Below are 16,537 nucleotides of genomic sequence, written 5' to 3'. Positions count from 1 at the left end.
GAGACCGCCGGCGGGTCATTGTCGAGCGGTCATTCGGTTTCGCCGACGACCTCGTCCCAGCTCTTCACTTTCGTTTCGCCATCGAGGAAAGGCAGCGCTGCGGCGGTCAGTTCCGGGGCAAAGAAGACGTCGTAATGGGTGCGATTGGGCAGAATGGCCAAACGGTTCTGCGACAGGTTCTCGCGCATCCAGCCGGCATCCTTGAGGCCGCCGCCGAGCATCTGGTAAAACTTGATCTCATGCTCGGGCCGGTACATGTCGCTGTCGCCATAGACCAGCATCACCGGCATCTTCAGCTTGGCAACGTCGGCGGAATAATCGTAATCCTTGCGCATGAAGTTGCCGAGCGCATCGAGCAGTTTTGGGAAATCCTGCGGATGCGGCGCCACCGCGATGTAGGATTTGTACATCGGAGTGTCCTTCATGAAATCGGCTGCCGCGGCGCTGACTTGCGCCTGCTGGCCGCGCATCTCGGCATAGAAGCCGTCGGCTGCATAGCCGGTCGAGACCAGGACAAGCCGGCGCACCGCTTCGGGATGCTGGACGGCCATGCGGAAGGCGACGCCGCCACCCAGCGAATACCCCATGACATCGACCTTGTCATAGCCGAGTGCCTTGACGATTGCGGCCATGTCGTCGCCGATCGCTTCCAGGCCGAACGGCCGCTCGCCAAGCGCGGTCCGGCCATGGCCCTGCAAGTCGACAGCGATCACCGTGCGATGCTCGGCAAGCCTGGGCAGGATCGGCGCGAACATATCGATCGTGCCCAAACCGCCATGCAGCAGAAGGAGCGGCTCGCCCTTGCCGTAGACGGCGTAATAGTAGTTCAGGCCGTCGATCGGCAGCAGGCCGGACTTTTCCGGCTTCGGCAGGGTTTTGGTCTCGGTCGTCATGGCAGGTTCCTCTGCATTGGTGGTGGCCGGCGAGGCAAGAAGCGCTGCCGCCAAGGCAGGAATGGCGAAAAGCAAGGTTCTGGACATATCGATCTCCTCCCGTCTCGTTGGCATCAAAGCGTCTTGGCGAGGTCTTCGAGCTGGTCGGTGCACTGGCCCCAGCCGTCGTGAAAACCCATCTTTTCGTGTTGTTCGCGGTCAGCAACGCTCCAATGCCGGACCCGCACCGTGTAACGGGTCTTGCCGGCGCCCTCATCCTCGAAGGTCAGCACAACGGTCATGAACGGCTTTTCCGAGGGATCCCAGGCGGTGGTGTAGGCGTCGGTGAAGACGATCTTATTGCCCGGGATGACTTCTAGGAAGACGCCGGGGTTGGGGAATTCGTTGCCGTCGGGGCCGGCCATGACGACCAGGGTGGAGCCACCGGTGCGCACGTCCATTTCGGCGCGCGGCGTCGTCCACGGTTTTGGTGCGAACCATTGCGTCACCAGCTTGGGGTCGGTCCAGCAACGATAGACGTTTTCGCGCGGCGCATCGATGATGCGGGCAAGAGCCAGTTCGCGGTCATTGCCGGGGGTGATGTCGAGCTTGGTGGTCATGATGGTCTCCTCGGTTGATCTGGGTTGTGCCCCAAGGACGCGCCGACGGAGCACCAGCCGACACGACCTGGCGAAAAAATCACGGGAGCGGTGGACCGAGGGCCGGCGAGCCTAGTGGCGCTTGGCTTGCACGAGATAGGCGTCGATCTCGGTTTCGCCGAGCCACTTGGCCGCTTCCAGCCGATGCAGGCCCTCGACCAAGATGTGGCGCTTGCCGTCATGGCGCACCTGGATCGGTGTCTTCATGCCGTTTTCCAGAATGTCCTCGGCCAGATGCCTGACGGTCTCGGGGTGCAATGTCTTCTTGCGCGCGGTCGGCACGTAGATGTCGTCGACCTTGACCTTTTGCACTCTCAGCATTTTGGCTCCCACGGCAGAAATGCCGCCTGTCCTTGAGATAGTCTGTTTGGCCAACTCGGCCAAGGGCGCTGTGGACGAATGCTGGCCCGATCGTTTCCATTTGACGCTTGGCTGGCCGATGGTCTCAATGGCGGCCACTGATCTCAGGTGTTCATTGACGCAGCTGCCGACCGAGTTCCCCGATTTCGGGCTGACGCCCGAGCAGCGCCGCGAGGCGGTGCGCGGCCATTATTACGAATGGCCCGGCATGGATGGCGAGCGTGGCGAGATCTGGTGCTATTCCGATCGCTTCTCCTACCGGCCCGGCGAGACAGTTTCGCTGCATGTCAGCTCGACGGCACCAAGCTTCGGCATCGTCATCATCCGCGACGGCGCAACCGAAACCAAGATTTTCGAGCAGGCCGGAATCGTGGCGCGCTGGCAGGAAACACCGGACCAGTCTTCGGTCGAGGGCTGCGGCTGGGAGGCGTCGTTCGAATTCCGCATCGGCGACGACTGGCCGTCCGGCGCCTACCGCGTCAGGCTTTCGGCGGACGGCCACGATGGCAAGCCGATCCACAGCCACCACGTCATTATTGTTGCCCCGCCGCCCGGCAAAAGGCCCGGCCGCGTGCTGCAAATCGCGGCGACCGGCACCTGGCTCGCCTACAACACCTGGGGCGGCTCCAACCACTACCAAGGCATAACCGGGCCAAACCGCGACCAGTACGCGACGATGGTATCGACGCAGCGGCCATGGTGCCGCGGCTTCGTCGTGCTGCCGAAGGACGCGCCGCGCGTGCCGCTGGAGGTCGCGGTGCCGCCAAAGACCGTGCCGCGCTATCCCCATATGGAATGGGCGCTCGCCACCGGCCACTCGAAGAAATACGCCTCATCAGGCTGGGCGAGCTATGACAGCCACTTCTTCCGCTTTGCCGAGCGCGCCGGGTATGGCGTCGATCTTGCTAGCCAGCACGATCTGCATTTTTCGCCGGAGATTCTCGACGGCTACGACTGTGTCGTTTTCGTCGGCCATGACGAATACTGGACCTGGGAGATGCGCGACGCCGTCGACGCCTATGTCGAACGGGGCGGCCACGCGGCGCGCTTTGCCGGCAATTTCATGTGGCAGACTAGGCTGGAGGACGAAGGCCGCCGGCAGGTCTGCTACAAATACCGGGCGCGTGCCGAAGACCCCGCCTATCTCCAAGGCGGCGACGTGACCCGCGCCAGCAATTCCTGGGAAGCGCCGGAGATCGGCCGGCCGGGTGCGGCGACCTTCGGCCTCAATGCCACGCGCGGCGTCTATGCCGGCTGGGGCGGCTGCGCACCGCGCGGCGTGCGCGGCTTCCCGGTCTACCGACCCGAGCATTGGGCCTTTGCCGGCACCGGCATCTACTATGGCGATCTGCTCGGCGCCGACAGCCATGTCTATGGCTACGAGGTCGACGGGCTCGACTTCGAGATACGTGGCGGCCTGCCCTACCCCACGCCAGACAGCGGCGCGCCTGACGGTTTGCAGGTGCTGGCCGTCGGCATGGCGAGCCAGGTCGAGGAAAGCGCAGACATTCCGTTTGAAGACCAGTTCCTCGGCGACGAAGACGGCCGCTTCACCGCCGAGACTTTGTTCGGCGAGGCAACTGACACGAACCTCGAAAAAGTCAAACGCGGCAACGGCATGATCGTCAATTTCCCGCGCGGCAAGGGCGAGGTTTTCCACGCCGGAAGCTGTGAATGGGTTGCCGGCCTTCTAAGGCAGGATGCGATGGTCGAACGCGTGACCAGAAATGTTCTCGACCGCTATCTCGGCCGAAAGTAAGAGGGTTGATCGCTTTGCAGTCCGTCGAATCCGACCGTCGACCGAACCTTTTCCATTTCACCAGGCTGCAACGGCCAATGGTGGACCGCGCCGATGGCATCTACCTGTGGGACAAGAGCGGCCGCCGCTACATCGATGGATCGAGCGGCGCGGTCAACGTTAATGTTGGCCATGGCAACCGCAATGTGATCGACGCGATGAAGCGGCAACTGGACCGCGTCAGCTTCGCCTACATCTTTCAATTCGAGAACGAACAGGCGATCGGGCTGGCACGGGAACTGGCCGATCGGCTGCCCAACGGGCTCAACCGCATCTATTTCGTTTCCGGTGGCTCCGAGGCGATCGAAGCCTGCCTCAAGCTCGCGCGGCAATGGGCTGTAGCAACAGGTCAGCACAAACGCTGGAAGACCATCGGACGTATGCCCTCCTATCATGGTGTCACAGTCGGCACGCTTGCTGTCACCGGCGACGATATTCTCACCAAGACCTTCGATCCGATCGGTCGGCCAATGCCATTGGTGCCGGCTCCGTTCGTTCATCGCGATCACGACAACCTGTCAATGGAACAGCGAGGTGTCCGCTACGCGAATATGCTGGAGGAGAAGATCCTGGAGGAAGGACCGGAAAGTGTGCTCGCCTTCATCATGGAGCCGATCGGCGGTGCAGCGACCGCGGCGCTGGTACCGCCGGACAGCTATTTTCAGCGTATCCGCGAAATCTGCGACCACTACGGCATCTTGCTCATCCACGACGAAGTGATGACCGGCATCGGGCGCACCGGCAAATTCCTGGGCGGTGATCACTGGTCTTGCCGGCCGGATATCGTAGCATTGTCCAAGGGCCTTTCATCCGGCTATGCACCCCTTGGCGCACTCGCAGCGACCGAGAGGATCGTCGGGCCGGTTATCGAGGCGGGTGGATTCCTGCATGGCCATACATACGGCGGCAACCCTGTGGCTTGCGCAGCGGGCGTTGCCGTTCTTGGCGAGGTCGACCGCCTTGGCTTGATCGAGAATTCCGCCGCCATGGGCGAGGTGCTGAGGGCCGAGCTTGAAGCCCTGTCGGACCGCTTTCCTTTCATCGCCGATGTGAGAGGCAAGGGCCTTTTCATGGGAGCGGAACTCTACGCGGACCCCTCGGCCAAGACGCCACTTCCACAAAATCTCAACGCCAATTTGCGGCTGATCGATCTGGCCTTTGAACGCGGACTGATCGTCTACTCGCGGCGCGTGCGAGGCGGGCCGGTGAGCGACAATTTCATGGTCTGTCCGCCGCTGATCGCGACCCGCGACCAGATCGGCGAGATTATCGCGGTCCTTGGCGACGCACTGAAAGCGCTTGCCAGCGAACTCGACCTGCCGATCAACCAATGAGGCGCAAAATGGCACGAAAAGTCATCATCACCTGCGCGGTCACCGGCTCGGTGCACACGCCGTCCATGTCGCCCTATCTGCCGGTTACCCCCGACCAGATCGCGACAGATGCCATTGCAGCCGCCGAAGCCGGCGCCTCAATCCTGCATTTGCACGCGCGCGACCCGAAGGACGGACGGCCCACCGCCGACCCCGAAGTGTTCATGCAATTCCTGCCGCGCATCAAGCAGGCGACTGATGCGGTGATCAACATCACCACCGGCGGCTCGTCGCTGATGACGCTCGACCAGCGGTTGGCGGCACCACTGCGGGCCGAACCGGAAATGTGCTCGCTCAACATGGGCTCGATGAATTTCGCGCTGTTCCCGATGCTCGACAAGCCCAGAGAATGGCAGCACGAGTGGGAGCCGAAGCTTCTGGAAGCGACGCGCGACACCATCTTCAAGAACACTTTCGCCGACATGGAGAGCGTGCTCGAAAAGCTCGGCAAGGGCTGCGGCACGCGCTTCGAGTTCGAATGCTACGATGTCGGCCATCTCTATTCGCTGGCGCATTTTCGCGACCGCGGACTGGTGTCGGGGCCGCTGTTCATCCAGTTTGTGCTCGGCATTTTGGGCGGCATCGGCGCCGATCCCGACAATCTCATCCACATGAAGCGCATCGCCGACAAACTCTTTGGCGACAGCTATCAGTTCTCGGTGCTGGCCGCCGGCCGCCACCAAATGCCGTTGATCTCGATCGCGGCGGCGATGGGCGGCAATGTCCGCGTCGGGCTGGAAGACAGTCTTTACGACGGCCGCCAGCTGGCAAAATCCAATGCCGACCAGGTGCGCCGCATCCGCGGCATTCTCGACGGACTGTCGCTGGAGGTCGCGACGCCTGCCGAGGCGCGCGCCATGCTGGCGCTCAAGGGTGGCGACCGGGTAGCGTTCTAGGCGCATAGTGGAGGCCGGGTGGCAAAGGGAGGAGCTGATATGGAAAGGGTTCTCGTCTCAGCCTGCCTGCTCGGCAGCAAGGTTCGCTACAACGGCTCCTACCGGCTCAACGACCATCCCACTCTGGCGCGATGGCAGGCGGAAGGGCGGATCGTGCAGATCTGCCCCGAGGTTGCCGCGGGTTTCTCGACGCCGCGTCCGCCAGCGGAAATTCGCGGCACCGGCGACGGCCTTGCTGTGCTGCACGGCCAAGGCCAGGTGGTCGAGCGAACCGGAAACGACGTGACCGCACTCTATCTCGAAGCCGGGCAGCTTGCGCTCGATCTCGCCAGGGAAACAGGGTGCCGCTATGCGGTCTTGACCGACGGCAGCCCGTCCTGCGGCTCAAGCTTCGTCTATGACGGCAGTTTTTCTGGCAAGCGCGTTGCCGGTCGCGGCACGACCACCGCGCTGCTGGAAGCGAACGGCATTCGCGTCTTTTCGGAAGACGGTATTGATGAGCTTGACGATCTCCTGAGCAAGCTCGGTTCAGCCGGAACCGCAGCCTGATCATGGCAGAGATGACCCAGAACACGACCGGTGATACCGCCATCCGCCCCGGCACCATCGACGACGTCGACACCATCCACGCCGCGCTGTTGCGCTTCGGCGCCCATACCGGCGGGCATCAGCAGATCACCTCCACCGCCGAGGATTTCCGCCGCTATGGCTTTGGCGACAAACCCGCCTTCTCCACCCTGATCGCCGAGGTCGACGGCGAGTTCGCCGGGCTGTGCCTGCATTTCCCGATCTTCTCGACCTGGATGGGCCGGCCCGGCGTCTATATCCAGGACCTCTATGTCGAAGACCGGTTTCGCGGCCGCAAAATCGGTGAAAAACTGCTGCGCCGCGTCGCGCGCGACTGCCGCAGGGATGGCGGCGTCTATCTCAGGCTGTCGGTCGACACCGACAATGACGGCGCCAAGGCCTTTTACGAGAAGCTCGGCATTGGCTGGGCGCATTACGAGCAGACGCAAAAAATCGTCGGTGAGGCCTTTTTCGCCTTTGCCGATGCAGTGCAGGATGGGGAAACGGAATGAAGGCCTTCTTTGCCGAGGAGCAGAAACGCCACGACCCGAAGGCCTTTCTGTCCAGCGGCGCACCGCAGCCCAACCCCGAGCAGCCGGCGCGCGCCGAGCGATTGTTAGCCGGCACAAGATCTGCCGGATTGACTGTCGAGCGGCCCCGGGATCATGGCCTCGGCCCGGTGGCGGCCGTGCACACGCCCGAATATCTCGCTTTCCTCGAACACATTTTTGCGCGCTGGCAGCGCATCGAAGGCGCCTCGGCGGAAGTCATCCCCAACATCCACCCGCTGGCGCGCGACGGCGCCTATCCGGCTTCGGCGGTCGGGCAGGCCGGCTATCACATGGCCGACACCGCATGCCCGATCTCGGCCGAGACCTGGCAGAGCGCGCTGTGGAGCGCCTGGAGCGCGGTCGAAGCTGCCGAAGCGGTGATGGCGGGCGCACCGGCCGCCTATGCGCTGTGCCGTCCGCCCGGCCACCACGCCTTTGCCGATGTTGCCGGCGGCTTCTGCTTCATCAACAATTCGGCGGTCGCCGCCCAAGTGCTGCGCAAACAAGCAGCGCGGGTGGCGATCCTCGACGTCGACCTGCATCACGGCAACGGCACGCAAGGCATTTTCTATGCCCGGCCGGACGTGCTGACGGTGTCGCTGCATGCCGATCCGGTGCGCTTCTATCCGTTCTTCTGGGGCCATGCCGACGAGCGCGGCGAAGGGCCCGGCCTTGGTTACAATCTGAACCTGCCGCTGCCACGCAAATCCGGCGACGCCCAGTTCCTCGAAGCACTGACGACGGCATTCCAGCGCATCCGCGCGTTTGCACCCGACGCGCTTGTGGTGGCGCTCGGCCTCGACGCTTTTGAAGGCGATCCGTTCGGTGGGCTGTCAGTGACGACGCCCGGCTTCTCGCGCATCGGCGAAGCCATTGCCGGCCTTGGCCTGCCGACGGTCATCGTCCAGGAAGGCGGCTATCTCTGCGACGAACTCGGCGACAATCTCACTGCGTTCCTTACCGGCTTCGGCGGCAAGAACCGGTGAGGATGCTGCGTCAGGATCGCTGCTGCCTGAGCATGGCGATGACCCGGTGCACGCTTTCCAGCGTCTCGTCGATCTCGGCCGCATTGTTGTAGTGGGCAATGCCGATGCGCACGACGCCGTGCTCGGCGGGAATGCCGAGCTGGTGGACGATCTCCCAGGCGTAGTTGTGGCCCGACCACAGGAAGATGTTTTCCGCATTCATCTGCCGCACGATGGTTTCCGGCACGACGCCGTCGACGGTGAAGGAAACCGTCGGCACGCGATGCGCAAGCCGCGCCGGGTCCGTAATGCCACGGATGGTCAGGCCTGCGATGTCCGACAGCCCGTCGATCAGTCGTTGCGCCAAGGGGTTTTCGTAGGCAATCGCCACTTCGAACGCCTTGGCAATTTTGCGCCTTCGCGGCCCTTTCTCGCCGGCCGCAGCGCCCAGCTCCGAGAAATAGTCGACCGCGGCGGTGAGGCCGGCCATCAGTTCGATTTGCGGTGTGCCAAGCTCGAAACGTTCCGGCAGACCATTGGACGAACAGCGGCATTTGTACGGTTTTAGCGCCTCGATGACATCCAGCCTGCCCCAAAGTATGCCCATATGCGGGCCGAAGAATTTGTAGGCCGAGCAGATCAGGAAATCGCAGCCGAGGTCCTGCACGTCGACCAGGCCATGCGGCGCGAACTGCACGGCGTCGACATAGACCAGCGCGCCGGCCTGTTTGGCGATGCCGGTCAGCGCCTTCACCCGGTTGATGGAGCCGGTCAGATTGCTGGCGTAGTTGAGCGCGACGAGCCGCGTCCTGTCGGTCAGCAATGCGCTCAGAGCCGTCTCCTCGACCTGCCAGCTCTGCTCATCGAAAGCCAGCCAGCGCACGACGAGGCCAAGGTCTTCGGCCAGTTGCAGCCAGGGCGAGACGTTGCCCTCGTGGTCCATGCGGGTGAGGATGATCTCGTCGCCAGGCTTGAACGTGCGGCCGAGCGTGCGCGACATGTGGTAGGTCAGCGTCGTCATGTTGGCGCCGATGATGATCTCCTGCGGGGACGCAGCACCGAGGAAATCGGCCATCGCGGCGTGAGCATCGTCGACGACCTGTTGCGCGGCGATCGTGGTTTCGAAGAAGCCGCCGAGATTGGCGTTGGTGGTCAAGAGGCAGTGCGACACCGCGTCGGCAACCGCTTGCGGCACCTGCGTGCCGGCGGGATTGTCGAGATAGATGCGGCGGCGACCCTTGTCGGTGAGCCCGAGGGCCGGAAATTTTGCCCGCACGGCGTCGATCAGAAATGTCATTTTTGTCCCCCCAATCACTTCAACCGGCCTACGGATCGCCTGTCTACGGGCCCGGATTGCCGACGCGCTGGTGGATCGAATCGACCGCCTTCTGCATCTCCTCGGTCCACACCACATCGACCGACGACAGCGCCATTTCAAGTTGCGCAATCGTCGTAGCGCCGATGATGTTGGAGGTGACGAAGGGCCGGCTCGACACATAGGCGTTGGCAAACAAGGCCGGCTCCAGGCCGAAGGAGCGCGCCAGCTCGTTGTACTCGAGCTGCGCCTCCGCCGCATTCGGCGTCTCATAGCGCTGGCCGCGGTTGAACAGTTGCGAGCGCGAGCCTTGCGGCCGTGCGCCATGGTCGTATTTGCCGGTGAGATAGCCCTGCGCCAGCGGCGAATAGGCCAGTAGCGACACCTGTTCGCGCTCGCAGACTTCGGCCAGGTTCACCTCAAAAGTGCGGTTGACGAAATTATAGGCGTTCTGGATCGAGACAATGCGCGGGCCGACGCCCTTGTCGGATTCCGCGATGAAGCGCATGGCGCCCCAGGAATTCTCGTTCGAGAGGCCGAAATGGCGGATTTTTCCTGCCTTCACCAACTCGTCGAACACGGCAAGCGTCTCGGCAATCGGCGTCTCGCCGGCCGGCGCCCCGACAGAATCGGCGCGCGGCGCCACGGCGCCGATGCGGTTCGGATTGGCGCCCCACGGAATATCGCGTTCCGGCCAATGGATCTGATAGAGATCGAGATAATCGGTGCCGAGCTTGGTCAGTGATTTTTCGATCGCGTCAAAGATGTCGGCGCGCACCAGCTTCGAGGGACGGTCGCCGCGAAACCAGGTGTTGGCGGTGCGGCCGACCACTTTCGAGGCCAGGATGACCTGGTCGCGGTTGCCCTTCGCCTTCATCCAGCTGCCAATGATCTTTTCGGTACGGCCTTGCGTCTCCGCCTTGGGCGGGATCGGGTAAAGCTCGGCGGTGTCGATGAAATTGACACCGCGCGCAAAGGCCAGGTCCATCTGGGCATGGCCTTCGGCTTCCGTGTTCTGCTGGCCCCAGGTCATCGAACCCAGGCAGATCTGGGTAACAAGAAGATCGGTCCGACCGAGACGGCGTTTGTGCATGGAATTTCTGCTCCGGAGGGAAGACTGGCGCGGCGGCGCGAGAAGGAAGTTGCACCTTACAGGAAAGCAGACGCGCTCTCCAAGCCTCAGCGGACCGACTTTTGCGTGAACTCCGGAAAAGTCAGCGCCGGGCGCCGGCCAAAGCGCGCCGCTTGGCTTCGTCGATCAGCATGTTGGCCACCTGCATGCGGATCATGGCGCGCTGGCGCAAATGCGGGGCGACACGGTCGGGATGGTTGGCGAAGGCGAAGCTGCGGCGCATGCGGCCGAAATCGGCGACATCCTTCGGCTGGTTGAGGCCAAGTTCGACGGCGATGGATTCAGGATCGATCGGCGGCAGCTTGTCTTCCGGCTTGGGCTCTTCGCCGGCAAGCGCGATCTTCGCCTGATCGAGCAGCGCGGCGAACTCGCTCGCCAGATCGGCGCCCTCGCGATACTCGGCGGCAAATGTGTCGCCGGCAACCTTTATGCGGCCGGAATGAAGTTCATCCGCCACCGAGAGATAATCGAACGGAATCGACGGCCGTGCCCCGGCCTCCTCGCCCTTGTCGGGGGCGATGAAAAGGTCGTCGAGCAACGAAGCGAAATCCCGCTTGCTCCCGGTGCCGATCTCAGCCTCCCCCTGTCGTAAGCGCAGCTATACCGGCGCCCAACATAGAACCGGCTCGTTAAAAATGAATGCGACCGATCTTAACCAATTTAGCCGTTCGCTTCGTGCAAAAAAAGCCGGGCTGCATTTTCATGCAGCCCGGAAAATTCGCCAGGAGTGGCGAGGAAAAGCCGGCCATGTGCCAGCGTTGAAGCATACGGTCGGCACGCGCCGGAAGTTTCACCGGCCTGTTCGATTGTGACGAAAAAATTCGTGCAGCATGGCTGCCATGCAAATGCTGCACTGCACAATCTTCATGATTTGCCTATATTGTTGGATGTGGAGGATCAACAAGGGGCCATGATCATGGGGTTCTTCACTGAAATGTTCGCCCGTCCGCGTCCGCAGGAACATCTGCGCTATCGCTCGGCACTGGCACTGCTGCATGCGATGAGCAGCACCGACCGCGCTGACATCGGCATCAAGCCGGCCGATTTCCCGCGCATCGCCCGGGAAATGTCGCTGCGCTGAATCGGCGCCAGGTGAGGTTTCCCGGCAGCGACCGGGAAACCTTTTGACCTTCAACGTCCGAGGAAAGTTGCCTTGCCCAGCGGCACGCCGTTGTGGCGCAGGATGTCGTAGGCCGTGGTCACGTGGAAGTAGAAGTTGGGCATGGCGGCGTGCAACAGATATTGCAGCCCGGGCATCGAGACTTCACGTCCCGCCAGCCTGAGTTCGATTGTCCGCTCGTCGGAGCCATCGAGGTCGGCCGCCGAGAAGGTCGCGAGATGGTCGACGGTCTTGGCGATGCGCGCCTGGATGTCGGCGAAACTCACCTCGTTGTCCTCGTATTTCGGCACCTCGCGGCCGGCCAGCCGTGACGGCGCACCCTTGGCATGATCGGTGGCGATCTGCACCTGCCTCACCAGCGCGAACATGTCGGGCGCCAGCCTCGCTGTCAGAAACACCTGCGGGTCGATCTTGCGATCAGCCGCATTCTGTTCGGCTGCAGACAGAACATTGGACAGCGCCTTGAGCCTGGCGGAAAACACCGGCACGGACGCCTCATACATCGATAGTGTCACTTGAAATCTCCACACGGCGGAACGCCGACGAGGGCACGTAGCGCCTTCGCGGGTGACTTTTCAAGCGTCACCGCGTCGCCGTAATCGTTGTGCTAGGATTTCCCGCATCGACTGGAGATTCGCGATGAGAAGCGCCCTTTTTGCAGCGACCGCTTTTTTCTCCCTTGCCACCATCAGCCAGACAGCCTTTGCCGACGACGACGCGCCCTATCTCGATGACCGGTCGGACGCCGCCGCTGTCGTCCGCTCGCTCTACAACGCCATCAACCGGCACGAATTCGCGCGCGCCTGGGGCTATTACGGCGACACCAAACCGGCCAAGGATTTCGATACATTCGTCAAGGGCTATGACGGCACCGACAAGGTCGATGTCGCCACTGGCGCCGTCTCCGACGATGGCGCGGCCGGCAGCATTTTCTACAATGTTCCGGTCGCCATCCGCGCTACCGACAAGGACGGCAATGAAGCGGTCTTTGCCGGCTGCTACACGTTGCGCCAGGTCAACGCCCAGATCCAGGAACCGCCGTTCCGCCCGATCTTCATCGACAAGGGCGCGCTGAAACCATCGAAGGCCGATTTCGAGGAGGCGTTGCCGGCAAGCTGCGGCGACGGACCGCCGCCGCCCAAGAAAGACGCCGTACTGGAGCAGGTGAACAAACTGTTTGCCGCCGACTATGGCAGCCAGTGCGACGAGCAATTTCTCGGCGAGGAGCCGAACATTTTTTCGATCAAATACAAGGACAAGGACGCGGCTGCCGGCGATCCCGACAAGGAAACACGGCTTTTCGAGTTCTACTGCCAGGCGGCAGCCTACAACACCGCTTCGGTCTACTACATGACCGACGAGGTATCGGGGGTGAGGCAGTTGCAGTTCGCCGAGCCTCAGATGGATATCCGTTACGAGAACAATGACAGCGACGGCAAACTGCTGGGCATGAGCATCATCGGCTTCCAGACGAGCGGCTGGGCGACCAATCCCGAATATACTGAAGAGACCAAGACGCTCACCACGTTCAACAAATGGCGCGGCGTCGGTGATGCCTCCAGCTCAGGAACATACCTGTTCCGCAACGGTGATTTTTCCCTGGTCCAGTACGACGTCGATGCGTCCTATGACGGCGACGAAAACCCGCAGACCGTCGTCGACTACAACACCGCGCCCTAGCACGGCGCCTTATGGCGCCTTCGACAGCATCCAGTTGAGCGTGCCGCGCCAGTCGGTCATGCGGATCGGCGTACCGTGCGTACCCGTTTCGAAGCGGACGAAGTGGGTCGGATAGGGATAGGCTTTCGATTTGGCGATGATGGAGCGGAAGAAGGCTTCCTGCTTTTCCACGGGAAATACCGGGTCCTTGCTGCCCTGGCCGAAGAAAACCGGCACATGGCGCCTGAAGGCGGGGCTCGCCAGGAAACTATCATCCCAGAGCGAGCCAAGCAGCAGCAGCCCGCTTATGCGCCGGCCGGTGTCGTTTCGAGAGGCGAGTTGCCAGCACAGCGATCCGCCCATCGAGCCGCAAGCGACGAAGATTTTCGCGCCCGGCGACTTTTCCGCATAGTGGTCGATCAGCGCCGCGACCTGGGCTGTGCCCTTGTCACCGAAATCGGTGAAATCCGGAGAGAGATAGAGGCCGCCATTGGCGGCCATCAGGTTCTTGATGCGGTTGAAATTGCCGCCGAAAGTGAAGTCGTCGACGCCTTGTTTGCGGCTGCCGCCCTGCCCGTGCAGGTAGAGCACGATGATGCTGGCGCTCTCCGTCTTGCCGACAGCGACATGCCTGACATCGCCGGCATCGGTTTTCAGCAGCAGATCCTGCTGCACCTTGCGCACGCCAGTGTCGGTGTACTGGGCGTGCACCCGACGCTCGGGCACTTCGTCACGGGCGTTGATGTCGCGCAGTTCCTGGTAGTCGATGACCGTGTAGGCGCCGTTGTCCGCGGACGACAGCGTGGCCGGGTAGGCGAACAGATCGTCCTTGAAGGGTTTTAGCTCGTCGGCGCGAGCAGCGATGCTGCCAGGGAACAATACAAGCGCTGAGGCAAAAAGTGCGTAGCGGAATCTGAAAGCCATGCCCAAGCCATGCGTTTTTCAGCTTCGGTTTGTCAATCCTGCAGCACGCCACCGGCGCCTTCCAGCGCTTCGCGTGTGTCGACATCGACGGCTGCGCCCTCGCCGATCTCGACATCGACGACGTCCAGCCCCTCGGCCTCGACCAGGTGCCGCGCGCCGGTATCGCCTTCGAGATGGGCGATCGCGGGAAACAACGCGCGTGGCAACAGCACCGGGTTGCCGCGGCGGCCGTCATGCGAGGCGCGCACGACCGAGCGGCCTTCGGCCTTGCGGAAAGCGTCGATCAGCCTGTCGAGGTCGACCGAAGAGACGCCTGGCATGTCGCCGAGAACAATCATGGCGCCGGCGGCGTCCTCGGCAACCCTAGAAATACCGGCTTTCAGCGACGAGGACAGGCCTTCGGCAAAATCCGGATTGTCGGCAAAGGTCACGTCGAGGCCAGACAAGGCTGCCCGGACCCGCTCGCGCTGATGGCCGGTGACGACGATTGCTCGAGAGGCTTTCGAGGCGAGCGCACGCTCGGCGGTGCGGCGCACCAGCGGCTTGCCGTCGAACAATGCCAGAAGCTTGTTTGGCCCGCCCATGCGGCTGGAGCGGCCGGCAGCCAAAAGCACGATATCGACTGCCAGCTGCGCCTTGGCCGGCAGCGGTTCGCGCGGCTGCGGCCGCGTCGGGATTTCCATCAAAAGCCCGCCGACGCCCATGCCGGCAATGTCCTTGGCGGTCACGTCGAGGCCGGCGATCAGCCGGTCGAGAACCCAGTCGAAGCCGTTCTCCTTGGGGCTGCGGGCGCAACCTGGCGCACCGATGACGCGCTTGCCGTCGAGCATGCCGAGCACCAGCAGATTGCCGGGATCGACCGGCATGCCCGCGCGGACGACGGTGCCGCCTGCGCGCTCGATGGCCGCCGGAACGACATCGCCAAAGTCGCTCATCGCCGAGGCGCCAAAAATCACCACCATGTCATTGTCGCGCGCCAACGAGGCTGCCGCCTCCGCGACAGCGATGATCTCATGCGGCGTACGGCGTTCCGCCGTTAGCCTGCCGCCCGAACGCGCCAGCCGCGCTTCGGTGACACGCAGCGTCTTGTCGAGCACGCTTGGCTTGATTCCCGGCAGAACCGTCTGGATGACGCCGACGCGTACCGGCTGATAGGCGTTGACGGCAAAGATCTCGCCACCGGCGCAGATCTTTGCCACCGTATCGACCAAAGCCGAGGCGACCGCGAAAGGAATGATCTTCACCGTCGCCACCATCTGGCCTTTTTCGACCGGAGCGTACTGAGCCAGCGTGGCGATGGTGATGGTCGGGTCGACAGCATTGATGGCGTTGATGACAGCCGCATCGACGGTGAAGATGCCGGCGGCGTCGGCATGCAGATTGACGCGGCCGGTCGCAGCCGGCTTGGCCTCGATGTTCCTGTGGGCCATGCTTACGGCGATCTTTTCGGCGGCTGCGTCCTCGCTCAGATCGTCTTCAGCCAGCACTGCCGCGACCACCTCCGAAATACCTGAAGCCTTCAGCAGCGATACATCGTCAGCGCTAAGCCGGTGCGCTTTGCGAAAACGTCGATCTCCGGCCGTGGTGGCGTGCGCCAGCACAGCACCTTCGGCCGCCTCGATCGGGATCGGGCCGAATTTCACGCTGCAGCGCCCTTGGCTTCGAGGCCGCGCGACCGGAAGGCGTGGATCGCCTGCGCCAGCACCGCGACAGCGATCTCGGCCGGGCTTGCCGCACCGATGTCGAGGCCGATCGGCGCGTGGATGCGGGCGATCTGGTCGGCTGTGGCGCCCAGGGCCAGCAGCCGCTCAACGCGTTTGGCGTGGGTTTTGCGGCTGCCAAGCGCACCGACATAGAAGCAGTTGGCGTCGAGTGCCGCCTTCAGCGCAAAATCGTCGATCTTCGGGTCGTGGGTGACGGCGGCCAGCGCCGTATAGCTGTCGAGCGGCTGGCGGTTCAGCACATCTTCGGGCCATTCGGCATGCAAAGCGACATCGGGAAAACGGTCAGGCGTGGCAAAGGCTGTGCGCGGATCGATGATCTCGACGGGATAGCCGGCGATCTTCGCCATCGGCGCCAGCGCCTGGCTGATATGGACGGCGCCGATCACCACCAGGCGCGGCTGCGGCAGATGCGCATTGAGGAAAAAGGTTCTTCCCTCCGCCTCGACCGAACCGGAAGTGCCGGTGCGAAACGCCTTGGCGATGGCAGCACCCAAATCGCCGGCAACGGGATCGCCCTCGCGCACGATGCGGTCGCGGCCGTCACCAAGATCGGTGACCAGGATCGCCGCCCGGCGAGCGCGGCGTTCGGCATTCAGTGTCTTTAAGGCGTACGGATCCATTG

The 16,537-nt window shown here is 63.0% G+C and carries 18 protein-coding genes; 8 read left to right on the top strand and 10 right to left on the bottom strand.

Annotation, left to right across the window (positions count from 1 at the left end; translation table 11 throughout):
• Positions 1-29: 29 nt before the first annotated feature.
• From AC1DX6_RS22965 to AC1DX6_RS22955, 3 genes are all read right to left on the bottom strand, one after another.
• Positions 30-980: an alpha/beta fold hydrolase gene (locus AC1DX6_RS22965; protein ID WP_477317546.1), complete on the bottom strand. Its 951-nt coding sequence runs from the start codon at positions 978-980 to the stop codon at positions 30-32.
• A 26-nt stretch (positions 981-1,006) separates the two neighbouring features.
• Positions 1,007-1,492 (bottom strand): SRPBCC family protein, encoded by a 486-nt coding sequence (locus AC1DX6_RS22960; RefSeq protein ID WP_477317544.1) that lies wholly within the window; start codon positions 1,490-1,492, stop codon positions 1,007-1,009.
• A 111-nt stretch (positions 1,493-1,603) separates the two neighbouring features.
• Positions 1,604-1,852 carry a ParB N-terminal domain-containing protein gene (locus tag AC1DX6_RS22955; RefSeq protein ID WP_008875526.1) on the bottom strand — a complete coding sequence of 83 codons (249 nt, stop codon included), beginning with the start codon at positions 1,850-1,852 and terminating at the stop codon, positions 1,604-1,606.
• Positions 1,853-1,979: 127 nt separating this feature from the next.
• On the opposite strand from AC1DX6_RS22955, the gene AC1DX6_RS22950 reads away from it, so the two are divergent.
• The 6 genes from AC1DX6_RS22950 to AC1DX6_RS22925 all read left to right on the top strand — a co-directional run bounded on the left by AC1DX6_RS22950 (position 1,980) and on the right by AC1DX6_RS22925 (position 8,062).
• The gene (locus AC1DX6_RS22950) at positions 1,980-3,650 is read left to right on the top strand and encodes a N,N-dimethylformamidase beta subunit family domain-containing protein (protein ID WP_477317542.1); all 1,671 of its coding nucleotides are present in this window, start codon (positions 1,980-1,982) and stop codon (positions 3,648-3,650) included.
• A 77-nt stretch (positions 3,651-3,727) separates the two neighbouring features.
• Positions 3,728-5,023, top strand: coding sequence for an aminotransferase family protein (locus AC1DX6_RS22945; RefSeq protein ID WP_477317540.1), 1,296 nt, complete (start codon positions 3,728-3,730; stop codon positions 5,021-5,023).
• Between the two features lie 8 nt (positions 5,024-5,031).
• Positions 5,032-5,958 (top strand): 3,5-dioxohexanoate:acetyl-CoA acetone transferase, encoded by a 927-nt coding sequence (kce, locus tag AC1DX6_RS22940; RefSeq protein ID WP_477317539.1) that lies wholly within the window; start codon positions 5,032-5,034, stop codon positions 5,956-5,958.
• Between the two features lie 39 nt (positions 5,959-5,997).
• Positions 5,998-6,507, top strand: coding sequence for a 2-thiouracil desulfurase family protein (locus AC1DX6_RS22935; RefSeq protein ID WP_477317537.1), 510 nt, complete (start codon positions 5,998-6,000; stop codon positions 6,505-6,507).
• Positions 6,508-6,509: 2 nt separating this feature from the next.
• Positions 6,510-7,037: an N-acetyltransferase family protein gene (locus AC1DX6_RS22930; RefSeq protein ID WP_477317535.1), complete on the top strand. Its 528-nt coding sequence runs from the start codon at positions 6,510-6,512 to the stop codon at positions 7,035-7,037.
• Positions 7,034-8,062, top strand: a complete 1,029-nt coding sequence (locus AC1DX6_RS22925) for a histone deacetylase family protein (RefSeq protein ID WP_477317533.1) — start codon at positions 7,034-7,036, stop codon at positions 8,060-8,062. The genes AC1DX6_RS22930 and AC1DX6_RS22925 overlap by 4 nt, the downstream gene beginning before the upstream one ends.
• 10 nt (positions 8,063-8,072) lie before the next feature.
• Here the strand turns inward: AC1DX6_RS22925 and AC1DX6_RS22920 are convergent, their stop codons facing one another.
• From AC1DX6_RS22920 to AC1DX6_RS22910, 3 genes are all read right to left on the bottom strand, one after another.
• Positions 8,073-9,338, bottom strand: coding sequence for a cysteine desulfurase-like protein (locus AC1DX6_RS22920; protein ID WP_477317531.1), 1,266 nt, complete (start codon positions 9,336-9,338; stop codon positions 8,073-8,075).
• A gap of 43 nt (positions 9,339-9,381) precedes the next feature.
• Positions 9,382-10,449 (bottom strand): aldo/keto reductase, encoded by a 1,068-nt coding sequence (locus AC1DX6_RS22915; protein WP_477317529.1) that lies wholly within the window; start codon positions 10,447-10,449, stop codon positions 9,382-9,384.
• Positions 10,450-10,570: 121 nt separating this feature from the next.
• A complete protein-coding gene (locus tag AC1DX6_RS22910) occupies positions 10,571-11,026 on the bottom strand; it encodes a hypothetical protein (protein ID WP_477317527.1) in 456 nt (151 codons plus the stop codon).
• Positions 11,027-11,215: 189 nt separating this feature from the next.
• On the opposite strand from AC1DX6_RS22910, the gene AC1DX6_RS22905 reads away from it, so the two are divergent.
• Positions 11,216-11,569, top strand: coding sequence for a hypothetical protein (locus AC1DX6_RS22905; RefSeq protein WP_477317755.1), 354 nt, complete (start codon positions 11,216-11,218; stop codon positions 11,567-11,569).
• Positions 11,570-11,619: 50 nt separating this feature from the next.
• Here the strand turns inward: AC1DX6_RS22905 and AC1DX6_RS22900 are convergent, their stop codons facing one another.
• On the bottom strand, positions 11,620-12,123 hold the full coding sequence (locus tag AC1DX6_RS22900; protein WP_477317525.1) for a DUF1993 domain-containing protein: 504 nt from the start codon (positions 12,121-12,123) through the stop codon (positions 11,620-11,622).
• A gap of 124 nt (positions 12,124-12,247) precedes the next feature.
• Here AC1DX6_RS22900 and AC1DX6_RS22895 point away from each other — a divergent pair, with 124 nt between their 5' ends.
• The gene (locus AC1DX6_RS22895) at positions 12,248-13,288 is read left to right on the top strand and encodes a DUF1176 domain-containing protein (RefSeq protein WP_477317523.1); all 1,041 of its coding nucleotides are present in this window, start codon (positions 12,248-12,250) and stop codon (positions 13,286-13,288) included.
• A gap of 9 nt (positions 13,289-13,297) precedes the next feature.
• Here the strand turns inward: AC1DX6_RS22895 and AC1DX6_RS22890 are convergent, their stop codons facing one another.
• Genes AC1DX6_RS22890 through AC1DX6_RS22880 form a run of 3 tightly spaced genes read right to left on the bottom strand, consistent with a single transcriptional unit; the run spans position 13,298 to position 16,535 of the window.
• Positions 13,298-14,191 (bottom strand): alpha/beta hydrolase family protein, encoded by an 894-nt coding sequence (locus tag AC1DX6_RS22890; protein ID WP_477317521.1) that lies wholly within the window; start codon positions 14,189-14,191, stop codon positions 13,298-13,300.
• 32 nt (positions 14,192-14,223) lie between these two features.
• Positions 14,224-15,834 carry an NTP transferase domain-containing protein gene (locus AC1DX6_RS22885; RefSeq protein WP_477317519.1) on the bottom strand — a complete coding sequence of 537 codons (1,611 nt, stop codon included), beginning with the start codon at positions 15,832-15,834 and terminating at the stop codon, positions 14,224-14,226.
• Positions 15,831-16,535, bottom strand: coding sequence for an XdhC family protein (locus tag AC1DX6_RS22880; RefSeq protein WP_477317517.1), 705 nt, complete (start codon positions 16,533-16,535; stop codon positions 15,831-15,833). Before AC1DX6_RS22880 ends, AC1DX6_RS22885 begins: the two co-directional genes overlap by 4 nt.
• Positions 16,536-16,537: the final 2 nt, after the last annotated feature.

Source organism: Mesorhizobium sp. P2_C4 (genome assembly GCF_056404575.1).
Note: the sequence above shows the minus strand (reverse complement) of the source record. Positions and strands in the feature narration are given on the sequence as shown.